Source organism: Burkholderia sp. AU33545, from assembly GCF_020419685.1.
GTDB classification, from domain to species: domain Bacteria; phylum Pseudomonadota; class Gammaproteobacteria; order Burkholderiales; family Burkholderiaceae; genus Burkholderia; species Burkholderia diffusa.
The window spans coordinates 421,584-440,176 of record NZ_JAIZRQ010000007.1 but is presented as its reverse complement, the minus strand read 5'-3'; the positions used below and the strand labels follow the sequence as shown (position 1 = coordinate 440,176).

The 18,593-nt window shown below is 66.9% G+C and carries 18 protein-coding genes; 15 read left to right on the top strand and 3 right to left on the bottom strand.

Annotated features, from left to right (window positions below):
• Nucleotides 1–23 precede the first annotated feature (23 nt).
• The 4 genes from LGM71_RS24820 (at nt 24) to LGM71_RS24805 (ending at nt 4,747) form a co-directional block, all read left to right on the top strand.
• Nucleotides 24–1,316, top strand: a complete 1,293-nt coding sequence (locus LGM71_RS24820; protein ID WP_226116940.1) for an NAD(P)/FAD-dependent oxidoreductase — start codon at nt 24–26, stop codon at nt 1,314–1,316.
• Between the two features lie 71 nt (nt 1,317–1,387).
• On the top strand, nt 1,388–1,768 hold the full coding sequence (locus LGM71_RS24815) for a cupin domain-containing protein (protein ID WP_124629469.1): 381 nt from the start codon (nt 1,388–1,390) through the stop codon (nt 1,766–1,768).
• A gap of 47 nt (nt 1,769–1,815) precedes the next feature.
• Nucleotides 1,816–3,231 (top strand): amidase family protein, encoded by a 1,416-nt coding sequence (locus LGM71_RS24810; protein WP_226116939.1) that lies wholly within the window; start codon nt 1,816–1,818, stop codon nt 3,229–3,231.
• Nucleotides 3,232–3,256: 25 nt separating this feature from the next.
• A complete protein-coding gene (locus LGM71_RS24805) occupies nt 3,257–4,747 on the top strand; it encodes an aldehyde dehydrogenase (protein ID WP_226116937.1) in 1,491 nt (496 codons plus the stop codon).
• Between the two features lie 61 nt (nt 4,748–4,808).
• Here LGM71_RS24805 and LGM71_RS24800 read toward each other — a convergent pair whose 3' ends face one another.
• A complete protein-coding gene (locus LGM71_RS24800; protein ID WP_226116935.1) occupies nt 4,809–6,662 on the bottom strand; it encodes an ABC transporter ATP-binding protein in 1,854 nt (617 codons plus the stop codon).
• 291 nt (nt 6,663–6,953) lie between these two features.
• Here LGM71_RS24800 and LGM71_RS24795 point away from each other — a divergent pair, with 291 nt between their 5' ends.
• The 6 genes from LGM71_RS24795 (at nt 6,954) to LGM71_RS24770 (ending at nt 11,261) form a co-directional block, all read left to right on the top strand.
• Complete coding sequence (locus tag LGM71_RS24795; RefSeq protein ID WP_059684599.1) at nt 6,954–7,520, top strand: TetR/AcrR family transcriptional regulator; 567 nt, start codon at nt 6,954–6,956, stop codon at nt 7,518–7,520.
• 224 nt (nt 7,521–7,744) lie between these two features.
• Nucleotides 7,745–8,170, top strand: coding sequence for an organic hydroperoxide resistance protein (locus LGM71_RS24790; RefSeq protein WP_059449252.1), 426 nt, complete (start codon nt 7,745–7,747; stop codon nt 8,168–8,170).
• A gap of 58 nt (nt 8,171–8,228) precedes the next feature.
• A complete protein-coding gene (locus LGM71_RS24785) occupies nt 8,229–9,263 on the top strand; it encodes an alpha/beta hydrolase (protein ID WP_226116933.1) in 1,035 nt (344 codons plus the stop codon).
• A 337-nt stretch (nt 9,264–9,600) separates the two neighbouring features.
• Nucleotides 9,601–9,972, top strand: coding sequence for a CidA/LrgA family protein (locus tag LGM71_RS24780; RefSeq protein WP_059600713.1), 372 nt, complete (start codon nt 9,601–9,603; stop codon nt 9,970–9,972).
• Nucleotides 9,969–10,703, top strand: a complete 735-nt coding sequence (locus tag LGM71_RS24775) for an LrgB family protein (RefSeq protein ID WP_124629464.1) — start codon at nt 9,969–9,971, stop codon at nt 10,701–10,703. The genes LGM71_RS24780 and LGM71_RS24775 overlap by 4 nt, the downstream gene beginning before the upstream one ends.
• A 243-nt stretch (nt 10,704–10,946) precedes the next feature.
• Nucleotides 10,947–11,261 (top strand): hypothetical protein, encoded by a 315-nt coding sequence (locus LGM71_RS24770; protein ID WP_124904239.1) that lies wholly within the window; start codon nt 10,947–10,949, stop codon nt 11,259–11,261.
• 103 nt (nt 11,262–11,364) lie between these two features.
• Here the strand turns inward: LGM71_RS24770 and wrbA are convergent, their stop codons facing one another.
• Together wrbA and LGM71_RS24760 are read right to left on the bottom strand one after the other, a co-directional pair.
• Entirely contained in the window at nt 11,365–11,967 is a 603-nt protein-coding gene (wrbA, locus tag LGM71_RS24765; protein ID WP_059600705.1) for an NAD(P)H:quinone oxidoreductase, read from the bottom strand.
• Nucleotides 11,968–12,028: 61 nt separating this feature from the next.
• On the bottom strand, nt 12,029–12,754 hold the full coding sequence (locus LGM71_RS24760; protein WP_059684612.1) for a pirin family protein: 726 nt from the start codon (nt 12,752–12,754) through the stop codon (nt 12,029–12,031).
• A gap of 127 nt (nt 12,755–12,881) precedes the next feature.
• Here LGM71_RS24760 and LGM71_RS24755 point away from each other — a divergent pair, with 127 nt between their 5' ends.
• From LGM71_RS24755 to LGM71_RS24735, 5 genes are all read left to right on the top strand, one after another.
• Complete coding sequence (locus LGM71_RS24755; RefSeq protein WP_174912826.1) at nt 12,882–13,766, top strand: LysR family transcriptional regulator; 885 nt, start codon at nt 12,882–12,884, stop codon at nt 13,764–13,766.
• 453 nt (nt 13,767–14,219) lie between these two features.
• A complete protein-coding gene (locus LGM71_RS24750; protein WP_226116930.1) occupies nt 14,220–15,203 on the top strand; it encodes a lysozyme inhibitor LprI family protein in 984 nt (327 codons plus the stop codon).
• A gap of 317 nt (nt 15,204–15,520) precedes the next feature.
• On the top strand, nt 15,521–15,934 hold the full coding sequence (locus LGM71_RS24745) for a DoxX family protein (protein ID WP_059449243.1): 414 nt from the start codon (nt 15,521–15,523) through the stop codon (nt 15,932–15,934).
• A 163-nt stretch (nt 15,935–16,097) separates the two neighbouring features.
• The gene (locus LGM71_RS24740) at nt 16,098–17,042 is read left to right on the top strand and encodes a dTDP-4-dehydrorhamnose reductase family protein (RefSeq protein ID WP_226116927.1); all 945 of its coding nucleotides are present in this window, start codon (nt 16,098–16,100) and stop codon (nt 17,040–17,042) included.
• Between the two features lie 985 nt (nt 17,043–18,027).
• The gene (locus LGM71_RS24735; RefSeq protein WP_124629457.1) at nt 18,028–18,357 is read left to right on the top strand and encodes an H-NS family nucleoid-associated regulatory protein; all 330 of its coding nucleotides are present in this window, start codon (nt 18,028–18,030) and stop codon (nt 18,355–18,357) included.
• Nucleotides 18,358–18,593: the final 236 nt, after the last annotated feature.

The window sequence follows — 18,593 nt, the reverse complement described above, 5'->3', positions numbered from 1 at the left end:
GACGCCATTCGCGAGTCTCACTCATGCTCAAGTTCAAAAACCAGCAACATGTTCAGTCGTACTATGCAGCGACGGTCAACAGCCGTGTGCACCATCCGCAGCTCGACGGGGGCGTGACCGCCGACGTCTGCGTGATCGGTGGCGGGCTCACCGGCCTGTCCGCGGCGCTCGATCTCGCCGAACGCGGCCATTCGGTCGTGCTCGTCGAGGCGTCGAAGATCGGCTGGGGCGCGAGCGGGCGCAACGGCGGCCAGTTGATTGCCGGGTACGCGTGCGACATCGATACGTTCTCGGCGTACCTGCCGGACGACGACGTGCGGCGCGTGTGGGCGATGGGGCTGGAGTCGGTCGATATCGTCAGGCAGCGGGTCGAGCGGCACGGCATCGATTGCGACCTGACGTTCGGCTACCTGATTGCCGCGAACAAGCCGCGCCATCTCGATGCGCTGCGCAAATGGCGCGATACCGCGGCAAGCCGCTTCGACTATCGCGGCTACGAAATCGTCGAGCGTGCCGACATGCAGCACTTCGTCGCCTCGGACCGTTACGTCGGCGGCCTGCGTCACGACGGCAGCGGCCACCTGCACCCGCTGAACTACACCCTCGGCCTCGCGCGGGCGGCACGCGAGGCCGGCGTGACGATCCACGAGGACACGCCCGTGCTCGCGCTCGAGCGTGCCGCGCCGTACCACCGCGTCAGGTGCGCGCACGGGCACGTGGACGCCCGCTACGTCGTGCTGGCGGGCAATGCATACCTCGGGCAGCTAGCGCCGGCGCTCGCGCGCAAGATCATTCCGGTGGCGACTTACGTGATCGCGACGGAGCCGCTCGGCGACACGCGCGCGGCCGAGACGATGCCGGCCGACGCGGCGGTCTGCGACTGCAATTCGGCGCTCGACTATTTCCGGCTAACGCGCGACCGCCGGCTGCTGTGGGGCGGCAAGGCCAGCAGCTCGACGAACACGCCGCGCGACCTCGCGGCCGCGATGCGGCGCGACATGCTGAAGACGTTTCCGCAGCTTGCCGACGTGCGGGTCGACTATGCGTGGGGTGGCCTGATCGACGCGACGATGAGTCGCGCGCCGCATTTCGGCCGGCTCGAGCCGACCGTGTATTTCGCGCAGGGCTTCTCCGGGCATGGCGTCAACGTGACCGGCCTCGCTGGGCGGCTGATCGCGGAAGCGATCGACGCCCAGTCTGCGCGCTTCGACCTGTTCGGGCGGATTCGCCATCGCGACTTCCCGGGCGGACAACTGCTGCGTACACCGATGCTGGCGCTCGCGATGGCGTGGCACCGCGCGATGGACCTGCTCTGACCCGCGTGGGCCGCCTCGTCCGGCCGCGCGGCACCGCAACATTTCGAACTACTCATGCCCTGGAGGCAAACATGACCAACATCACGAATCTCGTCGACCTGATGCGGGCGCCGGCGAAGCTCACGCAGAGCCGCGTGCCGAGCGGGCTGCTGCTCGACGGCAACCCGATGCAGACGCTGTCGCATCACTACATCAGCCCGTGCGGACAGTTCAGTTGCGGAATCTGGGAATGCACGCCCGGCCGCTGGACGATCGACTACGACGAATCGGAGTATTGCGAAATGCTGAGCGGCGTCGCGATCGTGCGCGATGCGGACGGCCGCGAGCGCGTGCTGCGCGCCGGCGACCGGTTCGTGATCCCGCCGGGTTTTCGCGGCACGTGGGAAGTCGTCGAAACGTGCCGCAAGGTCTATGCGTCGCATTCACCGCAGGCCGACCAGCCGCGCGCGTAATGCGCGGCCGGCTTGCGACAACTATCGAGATCAACGAGGAGCAACCCATGACTCAGGAATTGTGGCGTCTCAGTGCGGCCGAGATGGCCGCGCATGTCGCACGGCGCGACGTGTCGGCGACGGAACTCACGCGCAGCTGCCTGCAGCGGCTTGAACAGGTGAACCCCGTCATCAACGCGATCGTCGACGTCATGGCCGACAGCGCGTTGCAGGCGGCATCCGATGCCGATGCAGCGATTGCGCGCGGCGCGCCGCTCGGCCCGCTGCACGGTGTGCCGGTGACCGTGAAGATCAACGTCGACACGGCCGGATGCGCGACGACCAACGGCGTGCGCGCGTTTTCGGACCTGGTCGCGCAGGAGGACAGCCCGGTGACCGCGAACCTGCGCAAGGCCGGCGCGATCGTGATCGGGCGTAGCAACGCACCGGCGTTTTCGTATCGCTGGTTTACCGACAACGAATTGCACGGCCGCACGTCGAACCCGTGGAATCCGGCGCTGACGCCGGGCGGTTCGAGCGGCGGCGCGGCCGCGGCGGTGGCCGCCGGCATCGGCGCGATCGCGCACGGCAACGACCTGGGCGGTTCGATCCGGTACCCGGCGTATGCGTGCGGTGTCGCCGGGCTGCGGCCGAGCACCGGGCGCGTTCCCGCGTACAACCCGACGCAGTCGAAGGACCGCACGCTCGCGGTGCAGCTCGCATCCGTGCAGGGGCCGCTCGCGCGCACGGTCGGCGACCTGCGTCTTGCGCTCGACGCGATGGCGGCCGGCGACGCACGCGACGCATGGTGGATGCCGGTCGCGCCGGTCGCGCGCGAGGCCGCGTTCCCTGCACGCGTGGCCGTGTGCACGGCGCTGCCGGGCGTGCCGTCCGATCCGGTGGTCGTCGACGCGATGCGGCAGGCCGCGCGTTGGCTCGAGGACGCCGGCTGCATCGTCGAGGAAGCGGAACCGCCGCGGATCGCCGAAGCGTGCGAACTGTGGCTCGACCTCGTGACCAACGAAGCGCGCAGCGGGCTTGGCGACGTGATCATGCAGCACGGCGACGCGGCGATCCGCACCGCGTTCGCGAGCCAGCGCAATCTCGCGGCGCCGCTGGATCTCGCCGGCTACATGAACGGCCTCGCGCGTCGCACCGCGCTGCTGCGCGACTGGCAGCAGTTCTTTACGCGCTATCCGCTGCTGCTGATGCCCGTGTCGTGCGCGCAGCCGTTCGAGATCGACGCCGACCAGCGTGGTGACGACGCGATGCGCGAGATCATCGGCCGGCAGGGGCCACTGCTTGCGACCGCGCTGCTCGGGCTGCCGGGGCTGTCGGTGCCGACCGGCATTCGCGACGGCGTGCCGACCGGCGTGCAGCTCGTCGCCGGACGCTTCCAGGAGGCGCTGTGTCTTGCCGCGGGCGAGGCGATCGAGGCGCGCGCGGGGATCTTCACGCCGATCGATCCGGTCACCGGTTCGTGATGCACGACTTTTCATGGGAGTACGAATGAATCAACGGACATACGAAGACTGGCAGGCCCGCGCGGCCGTGTTGCGGATCGAAGGGCGCGCGTTCATCGACGGCAAAGCGCGTGACGCGCACGCCGGCGCGACCTTCGCCTGCGTGAGCCCGATCGATGGCCGCGTGCTCGGGCACGTGGCCGATTGCGGCGGCGACGATGTCGACGCAGCGGTCGCGGCTGCGCGCCGCGCGTTCGACGCGCGGGTCTGGGCCGGCATGAACCCGCGCGTCCGGAAAGCCGTTTTGCAGCGCTGGACCGCGCTGATGCGCGAGCATCTCGACGAACTCGCGCTGCTCGAGACGCTCGACACCGGCAAGCCGATCGCCGACACCACAGCGATCGACGTGCCGGCCGCCGCGCATTGCGTCGAGTGGTATGCGGAAGCGATCGACAAGGTCGGCGGCGAGGTCGTGCCGGCGGACCATCATCTCGTCGGGCTCGTCACGCGCGAGCCGATCGGCGTCGTCGCGGCGGTCGTGCCGTGGAATTTCCCGCTGCTGATGGCCGCGTGGAAGTTCGCGCCGGCGCTCGCGGCGGGCAACAGCGTGGTGCTGAAGCCGTCGGAGAAATCGCCGTTGACCGCGATCCGCGTCGCGCAGCTCGCATGCGACGCGGGCGTGCCGCCCGGCGTGTTCAGCGTCGTGCCGGGCGGCGCGGAGCCGGGCAGGGCGCTCGCGCTGCATCGCGATGTCGATTGCATCGCATTTACCGGGTCGACGCGCACGGGCCAGCAGATCATGGCGTGCGCCGCGCAGTCGAACCTGAAGCGCGTATGGCTCGAACTGGGCGGCAAGTCGCCGAACATCGTGCTTCCCGATTGCCCCGATCTCGACCGCGCCGCGCAGGCCGCTGCCGACGCGATCTTCTTCAACATGGGCGAAGTGTGTACGGCCGGCTCGCGTTTGCTCGTGCATCGCGACATCAAGGATGTATTCGTCGCGAAACTGGTCGAAGCATCGCGGCGTTTCGCGCCCGGGCATCCGCTCGATCCCTCGGTGACGATGGGCGCGATCGTCGACGGCATCCAGCTCGAACGCGTGCTCGGCTATATCGAGGCGGGGCGCAGCGAAGGCAGGCTCGTCACGGGCGGTACACGTGTGAAGGAGGAGACGGGCGGCTTCTACGTCGAGCCGACGGTCTTCGAGGTGAAGCCCGATGCGAAGATTGCGCGCGAGGAAATCTTCGGGCCCGTGCTGTCGGTGATCGTGTTCGACGACGTCGACGAGGCCATTCGCATTGCCAACGACACCGAGTACGGGCTGGCCGCGGCCGTGTGGTCGGCCGACCTCGCGACTGCGCACCGGCTTGCGCGGCGCCTGCGGGCGGGCACCGTGTGGGTCAACTGCTACGGCGACGGCAGCGACGACATGAACTTCCCGTTCGGCGGCTACAAGCAGTCGGGCAACGGTCGCGACAAGTCGCTGCATGCGCTCGACAAGTACACCGAGCTGAAATCGACGATCGTGCGGTTGTAGTGTCGGGTGCGGCGCGTGGCCCCGGCAACGAGGCCGCGCGTTGCACGTATCGTGGAGCGGCTTACTGCTCCGCGCCTTCCGCCTCCGCCGTTTCGCCGAGAAACCCGCCGCTCTGGTGCGCCCACAGCGCCGCATAGATACCGCCAGCCTGAAGCAGTTGCTGGTGCGTGCCTTCCTCGACGATGCGCCCTTCGTCGAGCACGATCAGCCGGTCCATCGCCGCGATCGTCGACAGCCGGTGTGCAATCGCGATCACCGTCTTGCCGCTCATCAGGCCGTCGAGGCTGCGCTGGATCGCGATCTCGACTTCGGAGTCGAGCGCGCTGGTCGCTTCGTCGAGCACGAGGATCGGCGCGTCCTTGAGCATCACGCGCGCGATCGCGACGCGCTGCCGCTGGCCGCCCGACAGCTTCACGCCGCGCTCGCCGACCTCGACGTCATAGCCGCTGCGCCCGTGCCGGTCGCGCAGCCGTTCGATGAAGTCGGACGCTTCCGCGCGCACGGCCGCGTCGTGCATCTCGCGCTCGGTCGCGTCGGGGCGACCATACAGGATGTTTTCGCGCATCGTCCGGTGCAGCAGTGACGTATCCTGAGTGACCATCCCGATCGCCGCGCGCAGGCTGTCCTGCGTCACGTGCGCGATGTCCTGCCCGTCGATCCGGATCGCGCCGCCGTCCACGTCGTAGAAGCGCAGCAGCAGGTTCACGAGCGTCGACTTGCCGGCGCCCGAGCGGCCGATCAGGCCGATCCGCTCGCCCGGCCGGATCGTCAGGTTCAGCCCGTCGAACACCGCGCGCTCGTTGTCCTCGTGCGCGAAGCGCACGTTGTCGAACACGATGCCGCCGCGTTGGACGACGAGCGCCTTCGCGTCGGGTGCGTCGACCACGTTGCGCGCCTTCGTCAGCGTGTTGATGCCGTCCTGGATCATGCCGACGTTCTCGAACAGCTCGGTCATCTCCCACATGATCCAGTGCGAATAGCTCGACAGGCGCAGCGCCATCGCGATCACCGCTGCGACCACGCCCGCGCTCGCCTCGCCGTGCAGCCACAGATACAGCGCGAGACCGGTCGAGCCGACCAGCAGCAGCGTCGACAGCAGGTGATTGACGATCTCGAACGCGCTGACGAGCCGCATCTGCGCGTCGCCGGTCGCCTTGAACGCCTCCATCGCTCGGCGCGCGTGGTCAGCTTCCCGCCGCGTGTGCGAGAACAGCTTCACGGTCGTGATGTTCGAATACGCATCGGTGATGCGGCCCGTCATCAACGCGCGTGCGTCGGCCTGCCGGCTGCCGACGGCACCCAGGCGCGGCACGAAATACGCGCAGGCCGCGCCGTAGCCGAGCGCCCACAGCGCGAGCGGAATCATCAGCCGCCAGTCGAAGCTCGCCGCGAGCGCGAGGATGCCGATCAGGTACGCTGCGACGCCGATCACGACGTCGACCGACATGAACAGCGCATCGCGCACGGCAAGCGCGGTCTGCATGATCTTGGTCGTCACGCGGCCGGCGAACTCGTTCGCATAGAACGACAGGCTCTGGTCGAGCATCAGCCGGTGAAACAGCCAGCGCAGCCGCATCGGGAAGTTGATCGCGAGCACCTGGTGCTTGACCATCGTATGCAGCGCGATCAGCAATGCGCTGCTGGCAAGGATCGCCGCGAAGCCAGCGAGCGTGCCGAAGTGTCGGCCGCCGAATTCCGCCGGTGTCGCGGACGACAGCCAGTCGACCACGCGCCCCATCATCGCGAACAGCGCGGCTTCGTACGCGGCCAGCGCGGCCGAAGTCAGCGCGATCAGCAGGATCCAGCCCCGCGCGCCTTTCGTGCACGCCCAGACGAACGAGAAGAATCCCCTCGGCGGCGTGACGGGATCTTCGAGCGGGAAAGTCGGCAGGCGCCGTTCGAACCACGAATACATCAACTGTTCTCCTTATTCGGTCCGGCGAAGTGGACGGACCCGTGATGCAGGTGCCGGATGCGACGAGATATCGGGGGGGCGCTGGCGCGCACATTCGACCAACCGACGATTGCGTCGTGGTCGCGTCGCCTGGCTGCGAGTGTCGCATTGATTCGATTGGGCCGCAGGCCGGTTGTAAGCAGCCGCGGCTGGGCGGGGCGGGTGTGACCGCGCCCGGGGTTTCGAGGCCTTACCCTTCCACCTCATAAAAAGTCCTTGACTATCTATCTATGAGTAGATAAAGTTCGATCCATGGAAACGAAACCGACCGTCCGCGAACAGATTCTCGACCACGCGATCACGCTGATGATGCTGCGCGGTTACAACGGCTTCAGCTATCGAGACCTGTCCGACCTGGTGGGCGTGAAGACGTCGAGCATCCACTACTACTTCCCGTCGAAGGACGACCTCGTGCTGGAAGCGGTGGCGGCGTACAGCGACGAAGTCCTCGCGGCCATGCGGGCGATCGATCCGGCGTTGCCGGCCGACGTGAAGCTGAGCCTGTACACGAAACTGTTCGGCCGGACGCTCGGCGACGGCAACCAGATTTGCCTGTGCGGGATGCTCGCGGCCGACATCGAATCGTTGCCGGAGAACGTGCGGCAGGCCGTGCAGGCGTTTTTCAAGGCCAACGAGAACTGGCTTGCGGAATTGCTGGCGCAGGGCGCGAAGGAACGCACGCTGCAGTTCAGCGGCAAGCCCGAAACGGCGGCGCGCACGTTGTACGCGGCGTTCCAGGGCAGCGTGCTGGCCAGTCGGCTGTTTCACACCAGGGCGCGTCTCGAGGATGTCGAGGCCGTCTGGAAAGTCCGGTCCTGACGGGCGGGGCGAGCAGTGAGGCGGTTCGCCGCCTTTTGTCGGGTTTTGCTGTCTATCTTTTGGTAGATAGATTATCGGAGCAGGTGGATCGACCGCCTGCATTTTTTGGGGATGTTTATCTATCTATGAGTAGATAAACAAACGTGATGCCGGTGGCAAGGCTTTCGGTACGCGGTCCCCGGGTTGGAAGGCTGTTTCACTCACTGGTTGAAAAGGAGTCTGTCATGTCGATCGAAAAAGTGCTGTACCGCGCCCATGCAAAAGCCACCGGCGGCCGCGACGGCCGTGCCACGGTGCCCGAAAGCGGCCTGGACCTGAAGCTGACCACACCGCGCGAACTCGGCGGCGCGGGCGGCGCAGGCGCGAATCCCGAGCAACTGTTCGCGGCCGGCTATAGCGCGTGCTTCATCGGCGCGATGAAGTTCGTTGCGGCCCGCGACAAGATCGCGATCCCCGCGGACGCCGCCATCGAAGGCAGCGTTGGTATCGGCGCGATCCCGAACGGCTTCGGCATCGAAGTCGAACTGAAGATTTCGTTGCCGGGCCTCGATCGCGAGACCGCGCAAACGCTGATCGACCGCGCGCACATCGTCTGCCCGTACTCGAACGCGACGCGCGGCAACATCGATGTCACGCTCACGCTCGCCTGATCAATCGCACTACGAACCGTTTATCGTCATTCATCGGGTTGAACCCAGGAGTTTCATCATGAAGATCGTCAAGCCGCTGCTGGTCGCCGCCGCTGTTGCAGCCACGTTGTCCATCGCGTCCACCGCATTTGCCGCCGGCGCCGAAGCCGCTCGGCCCGATGTGGCGACGAGCGGGTTCCTCGCCGCGCTGAACGGCCAGAAGGGCCCCGGACTCGAAACATTGAGCCCCGCGAAGGCACGCCAGGTGCTCGTCGACGCGCAGAACGGCGCGAAGGTCGACCTGTCAGGCGTCGACGTGTCGAACCGCACGATCGAGCAGGACGGATTGTCGGTGCCGATCACGATCGTTCGCCCGCAGGGCGCGACGGGCACGCTGCCGGTGTTCATGTTCTTCCACGGCGGCGGCTGGATTCTCGGCGACTTCCCGACGCATGAACGCCTCGTGCGCGATCTCGTCGTGCAATCGGGCGCCGTCGCGGTGTTCGTGAACTACACGCCGTCGCCGGAAGCGCATTACCCGGTCGCAATCAACCAGGCGTATGCGGCGACGAAGTGGGTGGCCGCGCACGGCGCGGAGATCGGTGTCGACGGTAGCCGCCTCGCGGTGGTCGGCAACAGCGTCGGCGGGAACATGGCGGCCGTGGTGTCGCTGATGGCGAAGGACAAGGGCGGCCCCGCGATCCGCTTCCAGGGCCTGATGTGGCCCGTCACGGACCACAACTTCAATACGGGCTCGTACAACGCGTATCAGCAGGGTCACTTCCTGACGCGGCCGATGATGAAGTGGTTCTGGGACGCCTACACGAGGAACGAAGCGCAACGCAACGACATCTACGCGTCGCCGCTGCGCGCGAGCACCGCGCAGTTGAAGGGCCTGCCGCCCGCGCTGATCCAGGTCGCGCAGTTCGACGTGCTGCGCGACGAAGGCGAAGCGTACGGTCGCAAGCTCGATGCGGCCGGTGTCGATGCGACGACCACGCGTTACGACGGCACGATCCATGATTTCGGTCTGTTGAACGCGCTGGCCGCGGATGCCCCGACGAAGGCCGCGACGAAGGCGCTCGCGAATGAAATCGCGACGCGGCTGAAGTAACGCGGCGAGTGGCATTCGAATGCGTTCGAATGCGAACGACGAAACGGCGGGCTCATGCCCGCCGTTTCTGCATGCGGCCGACGGGCGCGGTGAAAGGCGGCACCACGGGCGTCCGGACCGGCGCTATCGCTCCTTCGTCTTGCCCGGTTCCTCCCGATCTCTTGCCTGATCCAACCAGATTGAAACGGTCGAAGCGGGATCGTGCGATCGCACCGTCGCGGCTGGTTGCGAGCATTGTTGATACGATCGCGCGTATCGTCCACGTCGGCGCGGCACGCCGCCGGCAAATCGGTCGCGCGGCCGCCCGGTATCGCGACCACCTTCGGGAGAGCGGTTCATGCTGCAGGCGTTCGCGGTCTTGCTGACCTTCCAGTGTCTCGGGGAAGGGGTGTCCTATCTGTTCGGCCTGCCGGTGCCGGGCCCGGTGATCGGCATGTTGCTGCTGTTCGGCTTCGTGATGCTGCGCCCGCAGGTCGCCGACGCGATCGAGCCGACCGCGCTCGAGCTGCTGCGCCATCTGTCGCTGCTGTTCGTGCCGGCCGGCGTCGGCATCATGGTGTCGGCCGATCGCGTGCGCGGCGACGCGGTTGCGGTCGTCGTCGCGCTGGCGGTGAGCACGACGCTCGCGATCGCGGTGACGGCGCTCGTCACGCGTGCGCTGCTGCGGCGCCAGCGCCGCACGGGCGGTACCGCGGAGGGCACGCAATGACGGCCTTCCCGAAACTCGGCGCGATCTGGGTGTATCTCGCCGCGAGCCCGCTGCTGGGCCTGACCATCACGCTGGTCGCGTATCTGTTCGCACAGGCCGTCTATGCACGCGCGCGCTTCAACCCGCTCGCGAACCCGGTGCTGATCGCGGTCGCGCTGATCGTCGTGCTGCTGACGATCACGCACACGCCGTATCCGACGTATTTCGAGGGCGCGCAGTTCGTCCACTTCCTGCTCGGCCCGGCGACCGTTGCGCTGGCGCTGCCGCTGTATCGCCAGTGGGCGAAGTTGCGGCGCAGCGCGGTGCCGCTGCTCGTCGGGCTGCTGGCGGGCTCGCTGACCGCGATCGTGTCGGCGGTCGGCATCGCCGCGCTGTTTGGCGCGTCGCACCAGACGATCGCGTCGCTTGCGCCGAAATCCGCGACCACGCCGATCGCGATGGCCGTCGCGCAGGAAATCGGCGGGATTCCGTCGCTGACCGCCGTGCTGGTGATCTCGACCGGAATTTTCGGCGCCGTGTGCGCCCGTGCGATCCTGAACGCGCTGCGCATCGAGGAGCCGGCGGTGCGTGGTTTCGCGCTCGGCGTCGCGTCGCACGGGATCGGCACCGCGCGCGCGTTCCAGGTCAGCGAGGAGGCCGGCGCGTTCGCGGGCCTCGGGATGGGGCTGAACGGCGTGCTGACCGCATTCGTCGTGCCGATCCTGCTGCCGGTGCTGTCGCGCTGGATCTGAGCGGCGGCGGGTGCTGGCCGCGCGCGATGCTATCGGTTTCCCTGATGGCACGTGCGCCGCGCCGTCTGGCCGGGCGCCTGCCGCGCATGTATCGTTGCCGTTATCAGGAGAATTCAGGAACCGGCACGGACATTTGCGCAGCGATCGGCTAACGTTGCATCGGCGCCGTGGTCGCACGCCGACGTCCGTCGTGTGCGTGCCGGCGTTCGACCCACAACCAACAATCGACAAGGAGATCCGGCCATGACGAAGTCTCGCGTGGTTTCGGTGGCAGTGGCAGTAACGGCGTCGTTCGGTCTGCTGTTGACCGCCGCGCCGGCGGCATACGCGCAGGATCCGGCGTCCGCACCGACGCAGAAGCAGCTCGACAAGGCGCAGAAGAAGGCAGCCCGCAAGGCGGCCCGCGCGCGCCACGCGAAGGACCTGAAGGCGATCGGCACGGGCACCGGCTACCGGCTGACCAACGATCAGAGCAACTATCCGCAGAACGCGGTCGAGAAGGCGCCCGCGACGAAGGCGGCGCCCGCTGCTCCCGCCGCGCCGGCATCGGGCCAGTAACGGCCGGCGTTCGCGCGACGGAAAACGGCGCCGGGTCGACCGGCGCCGTTCGTTTTCGTGCGCGCCGTGGTCCCGGGGTTTTCCGGGACGGACGGCACCCGCGTTACGACGCGAGCTTCGCGGCGAGTTCCGCGACGTGCTTGCCCTGGTAGCGCGCGATGTCGAGTTCGTTCGCGCTCGGCTGACGGCTGCCGTCCGCGCCCGCGAGCGTGGTCGCGCCGTACGGCGTGCCGCCCGTGATTTCGTTCATGTTGACGAGCCCGCTGCACGCATAGGGCACGCCCACGATCACCATCCCGTGGTGCAGGAGCGTCGTGTGGAACGACGTGATGGTCGTTTCCTGGCCGCCGTGCTGCGTGCCGGTCGATGCGAACACGCTGCCGATCTTGCCGACGAGCGCACCCTTCATCCACAGGCCGCCGGTCTGGTCGAGGAACGTGCGCATCTGGCCGGCCATGTTGCCGAAGCGGGTCGGCGTGCCGAAGATGATCGCGTCGTAGCCCGCGAGTTCGTCCACGGTGGCGACGGGCGCGGCCTGGTCGACCTTGACGCCGATCGCCTTCGCCTGGTCGACGGGAATGGTTTCAGGCACGCGCTTGAGCGTGACCTCGACGCCGGGCACCGATTTCGCGCCTTCCGCGACGTGCTGCGCCATCGTTTCGATGTGCCCGTAGGACGAGTAGTAGAGAACGAGTACCTTGGCCATGTTGCGAATCTCCGATTAAGAAGGCCCCGCGTTCAGCGGGGCCCGATGTTCCGAACGGGCGTCATGCCCACTCGGCCGTCACTTCGACCGGACGCAGGTCGAATACCAGCACTTCGGCATCCTTGCCGTCCGCGAACGTCAGCACCTGCTCGTCGCGGATACGCGCGCCGTCGCCTTCGCCGAGCGTCACGCCGTTGACCGTCACGCTGCCGCGTGCGACATGCACGTAGGCGAAGCGGTCCGGTGCGAGTTCGAGCGTCGCGCGTTCGTCACCATCGAACAGGCCCGCGTAGATCCGCGTGTCCTGGCGGATCTTCAGCGAACCGCCGTTACCGTCGGGCGACACGATCGGCGTGAGCTTGCCGCGCTTGTCCTCTGCCGCGACGTTCGTCTGCTGATAGCGCGGCTCGGCACCTTTCTCGGCCGGCCCGACCCAGATCTGCAGGAAGTGGACGGGCGTCTCGTGCGAGTGGTTGAACTCGCTGTGACGCACGCCGGTACCCGCGCTCATCAGCTGGACGTCGCCCGGCACGATCACCGACCCGGTGCCCATCGAATCCTTGTGCTCCAGCGCGCCTTCGAGCACGTACGACAGGATTTCCATGTCGCGGTGCGGGTGCGTGCCGAAGCCGCGGCCCGGCGCGACGCGGTCGTCGTTGATCACCAGCAGGTCGGAGAAGCCGACTTGCTTCGGGTCGTAGTAATTCGCGAAAGAAAACGTGTGACGGGAGCTGAGCCAGCCATGTTCGGCACGGCCACGTTGGTTTGCTGCACGAGTCTCGATCATGATTTTTTCCTGGATGTCGCCGGACCTCGGAAGTGGGGCCGGCCGTTCGTTGAGATGAATCTTAGGTCAATCGATTTGACAAATAAATGGCTGTAGAGATAATGACTGTCACTTTGGAGTGGACAATATGGAACTCAACGACCTGAGGATCTTCGTTGCGACTGTCGATGCGGGCAGCTTCACGGCGGCGGCCGATCAACTCATGCTGTCCAAGCAGTTCGTGAGCCGGCGCACGATGGCGCTCGAGGCAGCGCTCGGCGTGCGCTTGCTGCATCGCAATACGCGCAATCTCGCGGTCACGGAATCGGGGCAGGAGTTCTATGCGCGCGCGCAGCGGATCCTCGCCGAGGTCGCCGACGCCGAGCAGGCGATGTCGGTGCGCAGCACCGAGTTGCACGGCTCGCTGAAGATCAGCGCGCCGCTGTCGTTCGGGATCACGCACGTGTCGCCGCTGATCGCCGAATTCCTGTCCGCGCATCCGGCCGTGCGGCTCAACGTCGACCTGACCGACCGGCGGGTCGACCTGATCGGTGAGGGTTTCGATCTCGTGCTGCGGATCGGCACGCTCGAGGATTCGACGCTGATCGCGCGCCCGCTCGGCGCGTGGGAGATGATCGCGTGCGCGAGCCCCGCTTACCTGAAGCGGCAGGGCACGCCCGCGACGCCGGCCGACCTCGCCGGCCACACGTGCCTGATGTATGGGCGCGAGCGGCGCGTCGGCTGGGAATTCCGGGTCGACGGCGCGGCGCGCACGTTCGACGTGCAGGGGCCGCTCGTCGCGAACAACGGCGAAGTCGTGCGCGACGCGGCGATCGCGGGGCTCGGCATCGCGCTGCTGCCGCATTTCATCGTCGGCGCGGCGCTCGACAGCGGCGCGCTCGTGCCGGTGCTCGACGCGTATGCGCCGTCGCCGATCACGCTGAACGCGGTGTTTCCACAACACCGGGAAGGGTTCGTCACGCTGCGCACGTTCATCGGGTTTCTGGCGGAGCGGTTGGGCGCGCGGAGGTAGCGGGCGCGGTGTGCGTCGGATGGCGTTTTTTTTGACCCGACGAAGGAGACGTTGCGCGCGCGGTGGAAGTCGCGACGGCTTTCGTCGAGCGGCATGGCGTGAGCTCGTCGGCGGCAGGCATGCGGGCCCGTGCGTCGAGCGCGCCGATGGTCTCGTTTCGGCGCTCGCGTGCCGGTGTCGGACGGTTTTCCATTCGCTCGCGCGCGGCGCCGCGCGACGATTGATCGGCGGCGCGCATTCGCGTTAGGCTTCGCCGGGGGCGACGGCCGGCAGTGCATGCCGGGCCGGGTGTTTTTACCGCGAATCGCATCGAGCACGTAGCTTCTACTCACCGCCATTCACGACGAGTCCAGTCCAATGACAATGAAGAATCGATCGAATGCTCGCGCGGGCGAGCGAGGGCAAGCCACGCTTCACCCGCGGCATGCGCGGCGCGCGAATCTGCGATCCGTCATGATGTTTGCAGTGCTCACGATCTCGCCGATGGCCGCGCATGCGGCCGGCTTCGATTGCGCGAAAGCCGCTTCGCCGACCGAGAAGGCCATCTGTGCGGACGCCGGGCTGTCGTCGCTCGACGGCGAACTGGCGGCGGCGTGGAAGAAGGCGCTCGCGAAAGGCGGCGATACGGCCACGCTGAAGGCCGCGCAGCTCAAATGGCTCAAGCAGCGCGATCGCTGCGGCACCGATACACCGTGCCTCGGCGACCGCTATCGCGAGCGGCTCGCGAGCCTGAACGGCACACCGCTTGCCCCCGATCGGTGGCAGCAGACGTGGTATCGCGACAGCGCGAACCCGTCGTTCGGCGGCGTGCTGACGTTCACCGGCACGGCACCGCGTCTTCACTTCGAATTGAGCGGCAACAACGGCGCGAATACCGGCAGTCTCAGCGGCGATATCGAACTGCACGGCGACAGCGGCACGTTTCGCCAGGATCGATGCCGGCTCGATTTCAGCCGCAAGGGCGGGCGCGTGCAGGTCGCGCAGCAGGGCGGCGATGCCGATTGCGGCGCCGGTGCGGGCGTCGTGTATTCGGGCGACTACGTGACGGCGTCGAAGGCGCAGGCGAGTCAGGCGCCGGATCTCGTGACCCTGAAGGTGCTGGCCGATGCGCGGGAGAACGCGATCGCACACAAGCTGCTCGGCGCCGATTATCAGACGCTCGTCGACACGGTCAATTCCAGCGCGGACGAACAGGATCTCGACGGCCTGAATGCCGGCGTGAAGTCGTACTGGGTACGCGGCATCGCGACGACGAACGCCGCGATCGTGATGCGCCGGGGCACCGATCTGTGGATCGGTCTGCTCGTGTTCGATGCGCAAGACAAGGTGCGGATGCGCTATTACACCAGCGTGCCGGCGTGGAAAAAGACCGTGCCGAAGACCATTCGCGCATGGCACGACAATCTCGACAAGACGCTGCCGGTCGATTTGATGTGATCCGGCAGCCTGGCGCGCCGGCCGATGTGCCCGGCCGCAATAATGTGTTTGTTGCGTGACAATTGTCCACTACATAGCGACAGCCAATCTTGTTTCGGCGGATTGATGATTTCCGGTGAGACAGTAGACTGCACCCGTGCTTCGCCAGAACCGCACCGCAGCGCGCCATGACGGCGCGACCGGACGGATTCTTCGGCAGCGGGCCGGCCGGCCCGCAGTTCGATCGTGCGAGGCGGGTTCGTTGCCGATCCGTGGGTTCGCCGTTGCGGCGGCCATCGGCACCGAATGCGTCAAACCGTCAATTCAAGGTGATTGCTATGCGTTACGTTTCGCTGGAGTCGAAGAAGGACGAGCTGCTGCTGGCGGCTCGCGTGCTGATGATGATCCTGTTCGTGCTGTTCGGCTGGCAGAAGCTGAACGGCTTCTCGGGCACGGTCGCGTACATGGCATCGACGGGCGCACCGTCGCCCGAGCTGTCGGCGGTGATCGCGGTGGCGGTCGAGCTGGTCGGCGGCGCGCTGATCGCGGTCGGGTTCTATACGCGTCCGCTCGCGCTGGTGTTCGCGGTCTATACGCTCGCGACCGCGTTGATCGGGCATCGCTACTGGGCGCTGCAGGGCATGGACCAATACCTCGCGATGATCAACTTCTACAAGAACATCAGCATCATCGGCGGGCTGCTGTTGCTCGCGGTGAGCGGGCCGGGGCGCTATTCGTTCGACCGGAAGTAAGCGGGCGCGAGACTTCGTGCCGCACGACGGGCCCGGTGCGCGCAATCGCGCACCGGGCCTTGTTTTCATCGATCGCACGTCGTCGACGTGCGATCGAAATCGACATCGGCTGCATGTTCTCGTATAGATTGGGGGCCCTCATCCCCTTTCATCGTTGGCTACCGTGTCGCATCCGACCATCCTCCTCATCGGCGCGTCCGGCCTGCTCGGCCGCGCGGTTGCCGCATCGCTGTCCCGCGAATCGTCGCTGACGCTGATCGGAACGATCCGCAATCCGGACACCGCGGGCGCACGGCGGCTCGCTTTGCCGCCGGAAAACGTCGTCCGGCTCGACGCGCTCGATCAGCCGGCGCTCGAACACCTCTTTGCAACCCGTCGCCCGGCCGCGGTGATCATCTGTGCTGCCGAACGTCGCCCGGACGTCTGTGAACGCGACCCCGCGGCCGCGCGTGCGATCAACGTCGACGCACCGGCCCGCATCGGCGCGCTCGCCGCGCGCTACGGTGCGTGGACGCTCGGCATCTCCACCGACTACGTATTTGACGGCAAGGCTGCGCCGTACCGCGAAGACGCCGCGCCGAACCCGTTGAACATCTACGGCCGTACCAAGCTGGAAGGCGAGGCCGCATTGCTCGCCGCATCGCCGCTTGCCTGCGTGCTGCGGCTGCCGTTGCTCTACGGCCCGATTGTCGACTGGCGCGAGTCGGCCGTCACGAGCCTCGTGCCGGCGATCGTCGCGTCCGCGCGACCGGGCGCGGACGCAGTCGGGATGGACGCATGGGCGATCCGCTATCCGACCTACACGCCCGACGTCGCGGCGGTCATCCGCGACCTGACGCTGCGCCACCTCGCGGGCTCGCCCGTCACGGGCATCCGTCATTGGTCGGGCGAGGAGCCGATGACGAAGTACGACATCGCGCAGCGGATCGCGGCCGAGCTCGGCGTCGACGCGGCGCTCGCGCCGATCGACACGCCGGCCGATGCGACGCCGCGTCCGTACGATTGCCACCTGGATGCATCGCGCGTGCGCGCACTCGGGATCGATCATGCGACGCCGTTCGCGACAGGGCTGCAAGCCGTGCTGCGCGACGCGCCGCGGCTGCCGTAAGCGCGTCGGGTTGCATGGTGTGGCGTCGCACCGCGATGCCGCGACGCTTAGCAGCGGCCGCTCATCGCCGGTGCAAGGCAAGACACGCCACCGCTCGACATTCCCGTTTGGCGGGAAGCGTCGGGGCCGCGTGGCGGTGCGTCCGCTTCGCCGATGCCCTGACGCATTCGAAAAATCACGAGAGCAAGAGAGGGCCCATCGTGACGTGTCTTCGTCTCGGATGCGATCGCGCGCGCGACCTCGCGCGTGCCCGTTCCGGGCGAGGCCGACAGCTTTCTTGCCGCGTCACCCGGAGAAGTGGAACGTTACGTCATCCATATCGATGTCGACACGTTCCATGCGTTGCGACTCGACGAGCACGGATTTTCCGCAGCCGGATTCACAAGACTGCGAACCGCGTGCGACCGTCTTCGGTCCGCGCCGACAATGCAACCCGGGCGACGATGCTGAATGACATGGCCGACGTCGGTGTGTCGCCGATCGCGTTCAGCGAACCGATCGCGCGGCGGGTACCCGTGTCTCGCGCTCGACTGGCTGTCCGACCGCTAGCGAGTCGATGCGCGCGGCAGCGACTCGCCGCTGCATCCACTACACGCGCGCGTGCAGCTTCGGCACGCAAACCGTCGCACCGGCGTCGACGCTCGCCGGCTGGCGCCGGCAAGTGTGCGCCGGACCGCAAAAGTCCTCGAACATGACGGATGCGCACTGCTATCATTCGCGCCATGCCGCGCCTGTGCCCGGGTGCGGCGCCAGGTGGCGAGGAGGTCGCCACCGATGGCTCGCCGCGCGCTTGGACGCGGCGCGTCATGTGTTGCGTGCCGATCCCGTGCGGATTTCGACGACGGCGTGGCGTTCGGCACACTTCGAAAGTCTTACAGGTCCAGGCCAACGAGTCACATATCGCAACACCGATTGACGGAACTTCGTGATAGGTTCGGCCATCGGAGGTTTTTTGAATAAAAACATGCCCAAAGAGGATGAATACATGACCCAGGCTCTGCGGGATCTCGAAGCACAACTTCGGGACCTGAACATCAAGCTGTCGGAAGCCAAGCAGAAGGAGAAGCAAGCCGCGCTCGCGGCATTCAAGGAGCAGGTCGAGTTGTTGGGCATCTCGCAGCAGGAAGTGCTGAGCGCCCTCGGCTACATCGTCCAGCGAAAACGCAAGGCGCCAGCCAAGTATTACGATCCGACGACCGGCCGTTCGTGGTCGGGCCGTGGCCCGCGACCCAAATGGCTCGAAGGCAAGGATATCGATACGCTGCTCGTCGATCGCGAAGCCAAGACCTGGTGGCCCGGCGACGATCAGGGCTGAGGCTGTACCGCACCGGCACCGCTCCGGTGTCGTTCGACCCGCGCCGGAGGCGACGTCGGCCTCGCAACACCCGCTTCATCGCGTTCTTTTGGTGTCCCGCCTGACTGCGGGATCGCTGGCTTCAATATCTTTCAGATTCATTTCATGCGCTGCCTGCTTCCATTCCCGGAAGCGGGCGGCGCGGCGCTTTCCGCGTGCGCGTCCGGCGCCCGTCATGCGCGGGAACAGGCTTTAGA

Bases quoted from the DNA above. Each gene is read 5' to 3' on its own strand.
- LGM71_RS24760 (WP_059684612.1), bottom strand. From the start codon at position 12,754: ATGATCGAGACTCGTGCAGCAAACCAACGTGGCCGTGCCGAACATGGC.
- LGM71_RS24785 (WP_226116933.1), top strand. From the start codon at position 8,229: ATGAAGATCGTCAAGCCGCTGCTGGTCGCCGCCGCTGTTGCAGCCACG.
- LGM71_RS24750 (WP_226116930.1), top strand. From the start codon at position 14,220: ATGATGTTTGCAGTGCTCACGATCTCGCCGATGGCCGCGCATGCGGCC.
- LGM71_RS24790 (WP_059449252.1), top strand. From the start codon at position 7,745: ATGTCGATCGAAAAAGTGCTGTACCGCGCCCATGCAAAAGCCACCGGC.
- wrbA (WP_059600705.1), bottom strand. From the start codon at position 11,967: ATGGCCAAGGTACTCGTTCTCTACTACTCGTCCTACGGGCACATCGAA.
- LGM71_RS24810 (WP_226116939.1), top strand. From the start codon at position 1,816: ATGACTCAGGAATTGTGGCGTCTCAGTGCGGCCGAGATGGCCGCGCAT.
- LGM71_RS24780 (WP_059600713.1), top strand. From the start codon at position 9,601: ATGCTGCAGGCGTTCGCGGTCTTGCTGACCTTCCAGTGTCTCGGGGAA.
- LGM71_RS24770 (WP_124904239.1), top strand. From the start codon at position 10,947: ATGACGAAGTCTCGCGTGGTTTCGGTGGCAGTGGCAGTAACGGCGTCG.
- LGM71_RS24775 (WP_124629464.1), top strand. From the start codon at position 9,969: ATGACGGCCTTCCCGAAACTCGGCGCGATCTGGGTGTATCTCGCCGCG.
- LGM71_RS24820 (WP_226116940.1), top strand. From the start codon at position 24: ATGCTCAAGTTCAAAAACCAGCAACATGTTCAGTCGTACTATGCAGCG.
- LGM71_RS24795 (WP_059684599.1), top strand. From the start codon at position 6,954: ATGGAAACGAAACCGACCGTCCGCGAACAGATTCTCGACCACGCGATC.
- LGM71_RS24755 (WP_174912826.1), top strand. From the start codon at position 12,882: ATGGAACTCAACGACCTGAGGATCTTCGTTGCGACTGTCGATGCGGGC.
- LGM71_RS24815 (WP_124629469.1), top strand. From the start codon at position 1,388: ATGACCAACATCACGAATCTCGTCGACCTGATGCGGGCGCCGGCGAAG.
- LGM71_RS24800 (WP_226116935.1), bottom strand. From the start codon at position 6,662: ATGTATTCGTGGTTCGAACGGCGCCTGCCGACTTTCCCGCTCGAAGAT.
- LGM71_RS24745 (WP_059449243.1), top strand. From the start codon at position 15,521: ATGCGTTACGTTTCGCTGGAGTCGAAGAAGGACGAGCTGCTGCTGGCG.
- LGM71_RS24805 (WP_226116937.1), top strand. From the start codon at position 3,257: ATGAATCAACGGACATACGAAGACTGGCAGGCCCGCGCGGCCGTGTTG.
- LGM71_RS24735 (WP_124629457.1), top strand. From the start codon at position 18,028: ATGACCCAGGCTCTGCGGGATCTCGAAGCACAACTTCGGGACCTGAAC.